This is a genomic window from Rhodobacter capsulatus (assembly GCF_052363185.1).
Taxonomy (GTDB): domain Bacteria; phylum Pseudomonadota; class Alphaproteobacteria; order Rhodobacterales; family Rhodobacteraceae; genus Rhodobacter; species Rhodobacter capsulatus_E.
The window spans coordinates 40,372-52,843 of record NZ_CP198955.1; the positions used below are offsets into that span (position 1 = coordinate 40,372).

Sequence of the window (12,472 nt, forward strand, 5' to 3'; positions counted from 1 at the left end):
AGGATAGCACAAGCCTCCCCGACTGCCAGAGGTCAAAGCACGTAGCGGCTCAGATCGGCCGATTGCGCCAGACTGCCCAGATGGCGTTCGACAAAGCCCGCATCCACCGTGACCTGATCGCCCGAACGATCCGGCGCGGTGAAGGAGAGTTCCTCGAACACCCGCTCCATCACCGTGTAAAGCCGCCGCGCGCCGATATTCTCGACCGAGCGATTCACCTCGGCGGCGATCCGGGCCAAGGCCGCGATGCCGTCGGGGGTGAAGCTCACCGTGACCTCCTCGGTCGCCATCAGCGCGGTATATTGGCGCGTCAGGGCATTGTCGGTCTCGGTCAGGATGCGGACGAAATCCTCCTCGGTCAGCGGGCGCAATTCGACCCGGATCGGCAGACGCCCCTGCAATTCCGGCAACAGATCCGAGGGTTTGGCGATATGAAACGCCCCCGAGGCGATGAACAGGATGTGATCCGTCTTCACCGGGCCGTATTTGGTCGAAACCGTCGTGCCCTCGATCAGCGGCAGAAGATCGCGCTGCACGCCTTCGCGGCTGACATCGGCACCGCGGGTTTCGGCGCGGGCGGCGACCTTGTCGATCTCGTCCAGAAAGACGATGCCCGACTGGCTGACCGCTTCCAAAGCCGCGGTCTTCACCGCCTCGTCATCCAGAAGCTTGTCGGCTTCCTCGGAGATCAGCACCTCGTAGCTTTCCGCCACGTTCATCTTGCGCCGGGTCTTGCGGGCGCCGCCAAAGGCCTTGAACAGATCCTGCAGCCCCTGCATCTGCATTTCCATGCCGGGATTGCCCATCATCATCTGCGGCGCCGAGGCGGTCTCGGCCACCTCGATCTCGATCTGCTTGTCATCGAGTTCCCCATCGCGCAGCTTGCGGCGGAACATCTCGCGCGTCTGTTCGCGGGCATCGGTGCCGGCCAGAACCTCGATCACCCGATCCTCGGCGGCCTTGTGGGCGCGGGCCTTGACCTCCTCGCGCATCCGTTCGCGGGTTTCGACCATCGCGACATCAACCAGATCGCGGATGATCTGTTCCACGTCGCGGCCGACATAGCCGACTTCGGTGAATTTCGTCGCCTCGACCTTCAGGAAGGGCGCCTTGGCCAGTTTCGCCAGACGGCGGCTGATCTCGGTCTTGCCGACACCGGTCGGCCCGATCATCAGGATGTTCTTGGGGTAAACCTCTTCGCGCATCTCGGGCGACAGGCGTTGCCGCCGCCAGCGGTTGCGCAGGGCCACGGCGACGGCGCGTTTCGCCTCGGCCTGGCCGATGATGAAGCGGTCAAGTTCCGACACGATCTCGCGGGGGGTAAGGCTCGTCATTTCGAGATGCTCTCCACGGTCAGGTTGCCGTTGGTGTAAACGCAGATATCGGCGGCAATCGCCATCGCCTTGCGGGCAATCCCTTCGGCATCAAGATCGGTGTCCATCAGGGCCCGCGCCGCCGCCAGCGCGTAATTCCCGCCCGAGCCGATCGCCGTCACGTCATGTTCGGGTTCCAGCACGTCGCCCGCCCCGGTGATGACGTAAAGATCGGCGCCATCGGTGACGATCAGCATCGCTTCCAGATTGCGCAGATACTTGTCCATGCGCCAGTCTTTCGCCAGCTCGACACAGGCGCGGGCCAGCTGCCCCGGCGCCGCCTCAAGCTTCTTCTCCAGCCGTTCGAGCAGGGTAAAGGCATCCGCCGTCGATCCGGCAAAGCCCGCCACCACCTCGCGCCCGCCGGGGGAAAGCCTGCGCACCTTGCGCGCCGTGCCCTTGATCACGGTCTGGCCCAGACTCACCTGGCCGTCACCGGCCACCACCACGCGGCCGCCCTTGCGCACGCCGATAATCGTCGTGCCATGCCAGCCGGGAAATTTCTCGTCGGTCATCTTGCCCTCCGTTTGCGCAGATATGTGCGGGGGGCGGGCCGCTTGCAAGATGACCGATTGCGCGCATGCAAAAGGGCGCCCGAAGGCGCCCTTGCTGTTGCGGGCGCGGGGATCAGAGCGAGGCTTCGATCCAGGCCTGCAGCGCGGCTTTCGGCGCAGCGCCAACCTTGTTCGACACGACTTGACCATCCTTGAACAGGAACAGCGCCGGAATGCCGCGCACGCCCAGCGTGGCGGGGCTGTCGGGGTTGTCATCGACATTGACCTTGACGATCTTCACCTTGCCGGCCAGTTCGGTCGACAGCTCTTCCAGCGACGGGCCGATCATCTTGCACGGACCGCACCATTCCGCCCAGAAATCGACGACGACGGGCAGGTCGGATTGGCGCACTTCGGCGTCAAAGGTGGCATCGGTGACGGCGACGGTAGCCATGGGAATCTCCAGCTTGAGGGATGCCGGAAGCTAGGTCCGGGGCGGCCTCGCGTCAAGATGCTGTGGCGGAAAGCAGGGCATCCTCCAACAGAGTGTCACCCAACGGCATGATCTCGCCGGTTGCGGTCCAAAGCAGATAACTCTCGATCGCGCGGCCCGGATAGATCTGCCGCAGCGCCGCGCGATAGGCCGCCATCTGCCGCAAGAGGCCCAGCGGAACCTCGCTCTCGGAGCTCGGCACGATGGCATTCGACTTGTAATCCAGCACCCGGATGCAATCGGGCAAGATCTGCAACCGGTCGAGGATGCCATGCAGCCGCTGCCCGCCCAGCTCCGGAAGCTCCGCCGTCAATTCCACCTCGGCCAGGGTGTCGGGGCCAAGGAAACCCGCCTTTTCCACCGCCTGCAGCACCCTGCGCGCCTGCTCCAGCAGCGCGTCGATTTCCTGCGGAAAGGCTCTGTCCTGGCCGAAACCCAGCAGGGATTGCGCCAGATCGGGCCAGGTTTCGGGCGGGGATTGCGGCAGATGTTCCAGCAAAAGGTGCAACTGCCGCCCGCGCCGCATCGCCGCTTCGGTGGAAAGTTCGGCGGTTTCCCCGGGCAGGGCCTTCGGTCCGCCCAGATCCGAGGCCGAGAGGGTTTTCGGCCCGGGCGGCACCGGCGCAACGCGGTGGCACGTCCAATCGGGCAGAGCGACCGGCTCGCGCACCGCGGCGCGTCCCGGCGTGCCGTTTTCCGGCCAGTCGCCATGGGAAAAGCGCGCCACCGGGCCCAGCGCCTGCAGCGGTTCCGACAGCGCTGAAACAGTCTCTGTTCCGGCAGCTTTCATGCCCTCGGAGATCAGCGCATGCCAGCTTTCGCCACTCTCGTCCTCGTCGCCCGCCGTCGCGACGATCAGCCATTTCTCGGCCCGGGTCATCGCCACATAGAGCAGACGCAGCCTTTCGTGGCGCTGGCGCTCCAAAGCCTCGGCCTCGGCTTCGGCCAAGGCGGGCGGCAGCGTCGCGGCGGCGGATTTCCAGAACGGGAGACCCTCGGCCATCAGCACCTCGCCGCGCTGCGCATTGCGCAGCTTCGCGGTGTCGGGCAGGATCACGATCGGCGCTTCAAGCCCTTTCGCGCCATGCACCGTCATCACCCGCAGCGCCGCGCCCGTGCTGTCGGATTGCCGCTTGATCTCGATCTCGTCGGCGCCGAGCCAGACCAGAAAACCGGTCAGGCTGGGCACTTCGGTCTGTTCATAGGCCAGCGCCTGGGCGATCAGCGCGTCGATCCCCTCCTCGGCTTCGGCGCCAAGCCGCGCCACCAACCGCTTGCGGCCCTCGTGCCGGGTCAGAAGCCGCTCGATCAGGTCATGGGGCCGCAGGAAATCGGCCTGATCCAGCAGATCGCGCAGTTGGCTCAGCGTGGCCTCGTCGCCCGTCTCGCGCAGCGCCGCCCAAAGATAGCCCTTGCGCGGCTGCGCCAGACGATAAAGCCGGTCCTCGCTCCAGCCGAAGAGCGGCGAGCGCAACGCCTCGGCCAGGGACAGATCGTCCTCGGGCGTGGCCAGAAAGGCCAGAACAGAGACGATATCCTTGACCGCAAGCTCGCCCCCCAGCTTCAGCCGATCCGCCCCCGCCACCTCCAGATCGACCGCCTTGCAAGCGCGGATGATTTCGTAAAACAGCCCCGAACGGCGCTGCACGAGGATCAGGAAATCCCCCGCCGTCACCGGCCGCGGCCCGTCACGGCCCGGCAGCTGCACCCCGGCATCGACCATCGCCCGGATTTCGGCGGCGATCGCGCGGGCCAGAACCACCGGCGCGGTATCGGCGCCCGGCCGATCGACCGGATCATCCCAGGCTTCGGGTTCGGTCTTGTCGGGCTTTGGAACCGCGGGCCAAAGATCGACGCGCCCGGGCAGGGTCTGGTGAAAGGCCAGATGCTCGGGGGCACCCCCAAGGGCCATCGCCGCCGCGCCGCGGAAAGTCAGATCGACCAGCCGCAAGATCGCCAGCGACGAGCGGAAGGAATGCAGCAGGGCGGCATCCTGCAGGGGCCGCGACACCGCGGCGAATTTCGCCGAAAACAGGCTCTTTACCGCCTCGAAATGGCTCAGATCGGCGCCCTGAAAGGAATAGATCGACTGCTTGCGGTCGCCGACGACAAAGATCGTCCGCCGATTGTCCCGCGCCCCGTCGCCTGCGGTGAATTCATCGGCCAGCCGCTCGATCACCCGCCATTGCCCGGGCGAGGTATCCTGCGCCTCGTCCACCAGAATGTGATCAATCCCGCCATCCAGCCGGAACAGAACCCATTGCGCCACCGACGGGTCCGAGAGCAGCGCCCCAGCCCGTTCGATCAGATCGTCGAAATCGAGCCAGCCGCCCTGCGCCTTCTTCTGTGCCAGCGCCGGCAGCAACAGCCGCGCAAAACCATGCAAGGCCAGCGTCCGATCCAGGATCGCAAAGGCGTTTTCCTGCCCGCGCGCCCAAAGCACCCGCTCCGCCAGGGCCAGAAATTCCTCGGTCAGATCCGGCCCGAAAGCCTCGACGGCGCCCTTGGTCAGCAGCTTCGACGACACCCGGCTGCCATCCTTCAGCAGGCACAGCCCCGCGAGCTGCGCCAGATCCTGCGGCCCGGGATCGACAAGGTTCAGCAAGGAAAGCGCGCCCGCCAGTGTCTTCATCGTCGCCGATTGCGTTTTCAGAAGCGGAATCGCATCGGCAATCACCCGTTCGGTGCCGGGCAAAAAGACCTCGTCGACGATCGACTCGCGGCGCAGATGCGGCGCAAGACCCAGCGCCCGGCGCAAATCCGCCTCTGTCGGATCTTGCGAAAAACTGTCTCTGTTCTGGCTGATCTCGGCGATCATCGCGGTCAGATCCGCGCCGCTGAACACCTGCAGGAACCGATCCAGAACCGGCCGCCCCGGCCCGGAGGCGATCTCTTCAAGCACCTCCTCGCGCATCCGTGTCGCCGTGCGGTCATCGATCTCGGCAAAACCGTGTGCGACCCCGGCCTCCAGCGGAAAGCGGCGCAGCAGCGCCCCGCAAAAGGCGTGAATCGTCTGGATCTTCAGGCCTCCGGGCGTCTCGATCGCCTGCGCGAACAGCCGCCGCGCCCGGGCCAGCGTGTCGGCGTCAACCGCGCCGATCTCGCCCAGCGCCGTCAGCTGCGCCCGCAACGCCGGGTCGGGCAGCATCGCCCAATCGCCCAATCGTTTCAAAAGCCGGTTCTGCATCTCGGCCGCAGCGGCTTTGGTATAGGTGAGACACAGGATCTTTTGCGGCTCTGTTCCAGCCAAAAGCAGCCTTGCGACCCGATCGGTCAGCACCTTGGTCTTGCCCGATCCGGCATTTGCGGCAAGCCAGGTCGAGGCCAGAGGATCGGCGGCCTGAACCTGGCGTTCGGTGGCGGCGTCACGCGGGTTCATCCGACATCCTCCGGCACCGGCAGATCGGTAATGTCCCATTCCCCGAAGCGCGACAGATGATCATAGTCACTTGGATCGCGGCTCAACTGCATCGCGCGACGGGCGGCAAAGGCCTGTTGCGGCGCAAGATAGCGGGCGATCAGCCCCTGCAGCCGGGTCCAGGTCTCCTCGACCTCCTCGGGACCGAAGCCAAGCGTCCGGCTTTCGCCGGTTCCACCCAGATGGATGTAGGTCATGGCCGCTACCGAGCGCGGGCCGATATCGTCAAAGGCACCGCGCCGGATCATCGCCGCCTCCAGCAGAAGTTGCTTGTCGAAATGCCGGACCTCGGCCTCTTTCGGCGGCGTCCCGGACTTGTAGTCATAGACGACCGCCGTGCCATCCTCGCGCAGGTCGATCCGGTCGGGGCGCGCGGTAAGGGTGAAGCCCTGCACCCCAAGATCAAGCTTGGCGGTCTTTTCGATCACCGCCGGCACCGCCTCGGACCGGCGTTGCGCTTCCTGCGCCACCATCTGCGGCGCGATCTTGAGCAGGCGAAACAGCCACAGACGTTGCGTCGAGGGCCAGGGGATCATCTCTTCCAGCACGGTTTCGGCAAGATCGGCAAAGCGTTTCTGGCTGGACTCGAGACTGTTCGAAGGGTCGAAATCGCGCACGAACAGCTCGACGATCCGATGCAGCGCTTCGCCGCGCAGGCGCGGATCGGGACCGGGCTTGAGCGGATCGAGCGGCCGAAGCCGAAGAATCCGACCCGCATAGATCGCATAGGGATCGCGGATCAGGGTCTTGATCGCGGTGACGGGCAGTTGCCGCGGTCGCGCGGCGGCGGGCGGCCGCGGCGCCGGACGGGGCACCGGCGGCAGGATCTGCGCGGGACGGTCGAGTTCCGCAGCCAGCGTCAGGTAATGGGCGCCCCGGGCCCGCATCTGTGCCAATGCCTCGGGCCCCTGCGCGGCGGAAAGGCCACCGGCCAGATTGAGCAGCCGGTTGAGCCAGCGCGAGGGCACCGTTTCGGCCTCGCTGTCGCGACGCGCCCGCGACAGCACCACCTCGGGCGCTGCAATCGCCTGCTGGAAGTCATGCGCCGAAAGGCCGATCTGCCGTTCCGGCAACAACAGACCCGCATCAAGCCGCATCTTGCGGCTGAGCCACGGATCGGGGGTCGGCGCCTCGGGCCAGCTTTTCTCGTTCAGCCCGGCCAGAATGACGGTCTCGGCCCCATGGGCCCGGGCCTCGAGCGTGCCCAGAAAGCTGACCAGAGGATGCGACACAAGCGACGCACGCACCTGCCCCTCCTGCAGGAGCGACTCGATCAGATCGGCGAAATTCGCGGCGCTGACCAAAAGCCCCGTATCCTCTTGCGCGGCCAGATCGGAGAGGGTCCGCAACGCCGCCTGCCCCGCCTCTCCAAGCCAGAGTTCACTGGCCGAAACCACGCCGGAGGGACCGGATCCGAACCCCTCCAGCAGCTTGAAAAGCGTCTCTAACCAGGCTGAAATCGTCTGTTCTTGCGCCGGTCCAAGCTGCTCCAGCAGGTCGGCAAGCCAGTGCGCCCAGGCGATCTGGTCTGGATCGCCCGTCGCCCCCCAGGCGCGCAGCGCGGCGGCATCGGGGAAAGCGGGGCCCTTGCGGCGCAGCGTCAGTTCGAATTCGCGGGTCAGCCGCAGATGCGCGCCGCGCAGGGTCGAGCCGGTGGCGACCAGCGGATGCTTGAGCAGCACAAGCAGGCTCTCCATCGTCACCCTGCGCCCCAGAAGACGGGCCAGATGCCGGATCAGACGGCCGGGCGCGGTTTGCGGCAGGGGTTGGCCCGCCGAATCATCCGGAACGATGCCCCAACGGTCCAAAGCCGCGGCCACCCGGCGCGTCAGCATCCGATCCGGGCTGATCAGCGCCGCCCTGCGCCCCCGTGCCACCGCCCCGCGCAGAACCAATGCGACGGCAAGCGCCTCCTGACGCGGATCGGCAGCTTCGATCAGCGTCATCCCGGCACAGACGGCGGGCAGATCGGCGAAGGCCGTGCCCTCCTGCATCCATTGATCGGTGACCGGCGCGGGCCGAAGCGCCAGCGAGACGAGCGCATTGCGCGCAGGCGCCGCGGGCGGCGTCTCGCTCCAGCGCGGCACCTGATGCGGGGCGATCTCCAGCGCGTCAAGCAGGGCGCGAAACCGGAATTGCGGATGGTCCTCGATCGGAAATGGGCCGGAACAGAGACTGTTCCACGCCGTCTCGGTCATGTCGAAATCAAACCCCGGCAGCACCAGCGCGCCCCGTGGCAGCCGCGCGACCGCCTGCATCAAGAGCCGCGTCGCCCCGCGCGACCCGGTCGACCCGGCAAGGATGATCCGCTCCGGGGTCGGGGTTTCGGCCCAGATCCGGGCCATCCTCTCGGCCACATGGCGTTGCCGGCCCTCGGGGTCGAGGGCGGCGCCCGCCTCGAAATAGCGCGCGACGATACGAATGAAATCAAGGCTTTGCCGCCAGTGCTCCGCATGCGAGGCCTGAATGTCGAGATGCTCGAGCGCCTCGGGATGCACGCCTTCGCTTTGCATCTCGGCCATCAGGGCCTGAAGGCTGTCGGTCAGGCTGAAGATGCCGGAGCCGGTCTCGAAGGCAGGCAGGCCGCGGGCGAGCCGGTCCACCAGACAGGCGAGGTCCAGCTTGCGCTGCAGCGGCGACACCGGCGGGGCAAGGCCGGGGATCGGCAGGCGTGCCAGATCCGAAACCAGCTCGATCCGCGGCAGGAAGCGGGTGCCGAGCCGATCGAATTCCTCGCGCACGCGGCGGCTCATCCGCCCGGCGTTGAGGATCAGCCGCAGCCGGGCCATCGCCTCGGGCGGTTCGTCCTGCAGACGCGCGACGAGCCCCTCGACCAGAGCGCGGGCGAAATCGACCCCGGGCGGCAGGGCGAAGACCTTGGGGTCAGTGCCGGTCATGGCGCACCAGGCTTTCGGCAAGGGCGATACACTCCGGTCGGCCGACATCGCACCAGCCGCCGGGATGCACGACACCATAGGCGCGGCCCTCGGCAAGGATCCGGTTCCACAGCAGGTTCAGCGAGAAAACCGGCTCTGAAATCGTCTCTATTCCGGCCGGATCAAGGATCTGTGCCCCGGTGTAGACATAGCCTTCGCCGCGCGTGATCCGGCCATCGGGCAAAAGGGCGAAATCCCCGGCCCCCGCATAGCCCAGCGCCGCCGCGCGCGGAACCAGCGCCAGAAGCGCCGACATCCGCGCCGGGTCCCAGGCCTGCCGCAGCGTGGCCAGCACATTCGGACCGGTCCAGACGGCATCGCTGTTCAGGGTGAAAACCGGACCCGGACCCAGAAGCGGCAAGGCCTTGCGCAGACCGCCCCCGGTTTCCAGAACGACATCGCTTTCGTCGGACAGGACCACCCCGGTCCCGGCCAGATGCGCCCTGATCTGCGCGGCGTGGTAATGGGCATTGGCAACGATCCGGGTCACCCCGCCCGCCCGCGCCAGATCAAGCGCATGATCGATAAGCGGCTTGCCCGCGACCTCGATCAGCGGTTTCGGCCGGTGCAGGGTCAAGTCCTTCATCCGCGTGCCCAGACCGGCCGCGAAAAGCATCAGCGCATCGGGTGCTGTCCGCATTGCTGTCTCATCCTTTCCAGCAGCGCCGTATCGGGCGGAAGCAGGGCTTGTGTCACCATCTGGCGCAGCGGCGCAAGGCTGTCCTGCGCCAGATTGTGCTGCAGCTGCTGCCAGACCCGCGGGATCAGCGCAACATAGGACGGCTTGCCCAGGCACAGGCAAAGCCGCGCGAAAATACCCAGAATGCGCAGCGCCCGCTGCGCCCCGATCAGCGCGAAGGCCCGGTCGAGTTCCTGCGGATCAAGCCCCCGCAGCCGGGCATAGCGGGCCTTTTCCGCAGCAATGACGGAGGCCGAGACATCGCGGCGGGCATCTTGCAGCGCCGAGACAAGATCATAGACCGGATGGGTGGCCACCGCGTCCTGAAAGTCGAGCAGGCCAAGGCGGGCAGAGCCGGAGCGCCCGGGCAGCCAGATGACGTTTTCGGCGTGGAAATCACGCAGCGATAGCACCGGGGGCAGCGGCGCAAGACCCTGGCAAAGCCGGGTGACAAGGGGGGCAAGCGCCTCGGCCGCCGCGGCGTCGCGCAGCGGATACCAGTCGCGCGTGATCGTGACGAGCGCGCCCAATCCCTCGGCATCAAGCCGGGGAACGAATTCGGGCGGCGGCAGGCGGTGCAGATCGCAGAGGAAATCGGTGATCGCGGCGTAATAGCGGGCCTCGTCCGCGGGGGCGCGGTGGAGAAGTCGCGCCAGTTGGTCATCGCCGAAATCTTCAAGCAGCATCAGCCCGGCATCGGCCTCCAGCGCCAGAATGCGCGGCGCGGAAAAGCCCTGCGCCAGAAGCCAGGCGTCGATGCGCTGAAACCGGGTCATTTCCTCGCCCGGGGGGGCGATCATCAGCACCGCTGTCGTCGTCTCCCCCTGCAGCCGGTCGTATCGCCGCGCCGAAGCATCGCCCGCAAGCGGGGACCGCTGCGCCGCGGACCAGCCGTGGCGGTGCAGGAAAGCCGCGATCTCGGGTTCGGTCGCGGCCATGTCAGACCTGCCCGAAGGCGGCAAGCCGCTGCGCCCAATCCCCACCGCCGCGCAGCACAACCTGCCGCGCTTCGCCGGAGTTCGTCAGCGAAAACTGCAATGTCAGAGCCGTTTCGGGCAGCAGATCGCCCAGCCGCTCGGGCCATTCGATCAGACAGATCGCGGTGTGAAAGGCCTCGTCCAGACCCAGTTCGATCGCCTCGTCGGGATGGGTCAGGCGATAGAGGTCGGCATGCCAGATCTCGGGCTCGGCGCCATAGACCTGCACCAGGGTAAAGCTGGGCGAGGGCACCTCTTCCTGCACCCCCAGCCGGGCGCGGATCAGGGCGCGGGCGAAATGGGTCTTGCCCGCGCCGATCGGACCATCGAGCAAGAGCACATCGCCAGCCCGCAACAGCGGGGCCATCGCGACGCCGAAACATTCGGTGGCATCGGCGTCGGGCAGATCGAGAGACAGAAGGACGGGCGGCTTTTGCATGGCCGCACTCTAGCGGCCCTGCCCCCCGCGGCAAGCCCCTTAACTGGCCAGAACCTTGACCGGACGATCCTCGTCAAACATCGCCCGGCTGGGCGGGTCCAGCGTCACGACGCCCTTGGGCAGAAAGCTGGCCATCATCGCGCCCCCGGTCATCGGCGCAAAGCGGCAGCCGATCATCATGCCATCCTCGCGGCGGCGCACGGTGCCCTCGATCAGCGTGCGCTGACCGATGCGGTTGTTGAAGCCGCGCGCCGTGGCCCAGATGTCGGAGGCATCGCATTTGCCCTGCCACAGCCGCACCGCGTCCAGAATGGTGGTGCGGCGCAGCGAGGTATCGGTTTCCACGCCCCAAAGCTTGTCATAGGCCGCATTCGAAGCGGTCAGTTCACCCGAGGGCTGGAACACCGCCACCGCCTCGCTCATCATGTCGAGGATTTCCTGACCCTGCTCCAGCTCGGCACGGAAACGGCGGGTCAGCGACACTTCCGAGGAAATATCCTCGAACAGGAAGGCCACGGCGCCATCGGGATGCGGACGGCCGGTGACCCGATAGGTCTGGCCCGAGGGCAGCATCCAAGTTTCGGAATGGAAGCCCGCGGCGGCGGCCTGTTCCAGTTCCGTCATCTTCAGCCGCCAGCTGCGATAATCCTTGGGTTCGGGCATCATCCGCGCCTCGCGCAGCCGGTCAAGGAAAGCGTAAAGCGTCGGCCGGTTCGACAGGAAATCGGTGCCAAGCTGGGTCAGGTCGATCAGCGCCGGGTTGAACAGTTGCAATTGCCGCGACCGGTCGAAGATCGCCAGACCGATCGGCAGATCGGCGAAGGTCTTGGTCAGGGTCTGGACGAAATCGCGCAGCGCCTTTTCCGCCCGCACCGTCGAGTCGGCCGGCAGGGCGAAATGCAGCGCGCCCTTGTCCATCGGGAAGGAATGGCAGTCGAACCAGGCCGCCCGTTCGTCGCCGTCATCCAGCCGCAGCCGACGCGGACCGGTCAGCCGGGCGTTTTCTTCCATGTGGAACAGGCGCGGCAGCGGCCAGACCATCGCCTCTTCGGTTTCGGAAAAGGCACCCGAGCGCAGCACATAGGCGCGGTTCGCCCAGGTGATCCTGCCGGTCTCGTCCTCGCGCCAGACCAAGGTCGGCGCGCGGTCCAGCGTCAGCCGCAGCAGATCCAGCTCTTCTTCCAGCGCCCGTTGCGACAGGCCATCGACCAGAACGCCGCGGCCCTCGGCCTCGGGGTCGATCAGGGTGATTCGCGCCAGGCCGTTGACATCCTCGGCAATCAGCCGGATCTGCGTGCGCCGCCCCTCCTCGGGTTTCGAGACCAGTTCGATCCGGCCCAGTTCGGCCAGTTTGCGCATCGAGGCTTCGAATCCGTCAAACCGCGGACCGACAAAGGCGGAGAGCCGCGCCCAGTCCGACAGCGCCATCGGCGCGGCATCCAGCAACGCCTGGGCAGGCCCGGTCGCATCGACCATGTCCTGATCGTCGAACAGGAACACCGTCTGTTCAAGCGTCGGATGCGTGGCCACACGCGCCACGGCCCCGGACTTGCGCGAGAGAACCGCGCTCAGCAACAGCAGCGCCAGCAGCGCCGAACCAACCGAGGTCACCACGATCAGAATCGCCTGGAAAATCTCAATCTGCATGACTGCAGCCCTCTCG

Annotated in this window: 9 protein-coding genes; all 9 read right to left on the reverse strand. The window is 66.7% G+C overall.

Annotated elements, in window-relative coordinates:
• Window positions 1-32: 32 nt before the first annotated feature.
• The gene (gene hslU, locus ACTTAG_RS00175) at window positions 33-1,334 is read right to left on the reverse strand and encodes an ATP-dependent protease ATPase subunit HslU (protein ID WP_444463635.1); all 1,302 of its coding nucleotides are present in this window, start codon (window positions 1,332-1,334) and stop codon (window positions 33-35) included.
• Window positions 1,331-1,888, reverse strand: a complete 558-nt coding sequence (hslV, locus tag ACTTAG_RS00180) for an ATP-dependent protease subunit HslV (RefSeq protein ID WP_444463636.1) — start codon at window positions 1,886-1,888, stop codon at window positions 1,331-1,333. Before hslV ends, hslU begins: the two co-directional genes overlap by 4 nt.
• Before the next feature lie 112 nt (window positions 1,889-2,000).
• Window positions 2,001-2,321: a thioredoxin gene (gene trxA, locus ACTTAG_RS00185; protein ID WP_444463637.1), complete on the reverse strand. Its 321-nt coding sequence runs from the start codon at window positions 2,319-2,321 to the stop codon at window positions 2,001-2,003.
• 52 nt (window positions 2,322-2,373) lie between these two features.
• Window positions 2,374-5,739 (reverse strand): double-strand break repair helicase AddA, encoded by a 3,366-nt coding sequence (addA, locus tag ACTTAG_RS00190; RefSeq protein WP_444463638.1) that lies wholly within the window; start codon window positions 5,737-5,739, stop codon window positions 2,374-2,376.
• On the reverse strand, window positions 5,736-8,675 hold the full coding sequence (gene addB, locus ACTTAG_RS00195) for a double-strand break repair protein AddB (protein ID WP_444463639.1): 2,940 nt from the start codon (window positions 8,673-8,675) through the stop codon (window positions 5,736-5,738). The genes addA and addB overlap by 4 nt, the downstream gene beginning before the upstream one ends.
• Window positions 8,662-9,354, reverse strand: coding sequence for a nucleotidyltransferase family protein (locus tag ACTTAG_RS00200; protein ID WP_444463640.1), 693 nt, complete (start codon window positions 9,352-9,354; stop codon window positions 8,662-8,664). Before ACTTAG_RS00200 ends, addB begins: the two co-directional genes overlap by 14 nt.
• Complete coding sequence (locus ACTTAG_RS00205) at window positions 9,330-10,331, reverse strand: aminoglycoside phosphotransferase family protein (RefSeq protein ID WP_444463641.1); 1,002 nt, start codon at window positions 10,329-10,331, stop codon at window positions 9,330-9,332. Before ACTTAG_RS00205 ends, ACTTAG_RS00200 begins: the two co-directional genes overlap by 25 nt.
• Window position 10,332: 1 nt before the next feature.
• Complete coding sequence (gene tsaE, locus ACTTAG_RS00210) at window positions 10,333-10,809, reverse strand: tRNA (adenosine(37)-N6)-threonylcarbamoyltransferase complex ATPase subunit type 1 TsaE (protein WP_444463642.1); 477 nt, start codon at window positions 10,807-10,809, stop codon at window positions 10,333-10,335.
• A gap of 39 nt (window positions 10,810-10,848) precedes the next feature.
• Window positions 10,849-12,456 carry a PAS-domain containing protein gene (locus tag ACTTAG_RS00215; protein ID WP_444463643.1) on the reverse strand — a complete coding sequence of 536 codons (1,608 nt, stop codon included), beginning with the start codon at window positions 12,454-12,456 and terminating at the stop codon, window positions 10,849-10,851.
• Between the last annotated feature and the right edge of the window lie 16 nt (window positions 12,457-12,472).

Excerpts from the sequence above, each read along its gene's own strand:
- addB (WP_444463639.1), bottom strand. The coding sequence starts at position 8,675 with ATGACCGGCACTGACCCCAAGGTCTTCGCCCTGCCGCCCGGGGTCGAT.
- tsaE (WP_444463642.1), bottom strand. The coding sequence starts at position 10,809 with ATGCAAAAGCCGCCCGTCCTTCTGTCTCTCGATCTGCCCGACGCCGAT.
- addA (WP_444463638.1), bottom strand. The coding sequence starts at position 5,739 with ATGAACCCGCGTGACGCCGCCACCGAACGCCAGGTTCAGGCCGCCGAT.
- hslV (WP_444463636.1), bottom strand. The coding sequence starts at position 1,888 with ATGACCGACGAGAAATTTCCCGGCTGGCATGGCACGACGATTATCGGC.
- trxA (WP_444463637.1), bottom strand. The coding sequence starts at position 2,321 with ATGGCTACCGTCGCCGTCACCGATGCCACCTTTGACGCCGAAGTGCGC.
- hslU (WP_444463635.1), bottom strand. The coding sequence starts at position 1,334 with ATGACGAGCCTTACCCCCCGCGAGATCGTGTCGGAACTTGACCGCTTC.
- ACTTAG_RS00200 (WP_444463640.1), bottom strand. The coding sequence starts at position 9,354 with ATGCGGACAGCACCCGATGCGCTGATGCTTTTCGCGGCCGGTCTGGGC.
- ACTTAG_RS00205 (WP_444463641.1), bottom strand. The coding sequence starts at position 10,331 with ATGGCCGCGACCGAACCCGAGATCGCGGCTTTCCTGCACCGCCACGGC.
- ACTTAG_RS00215 (WP_444463643.1), bottom strand. The coding sequence starts at position 12,456 with ATGCAGATTGAGATTTTCCAGGCGATTCTGATCGTGGTGACCTCGGTT.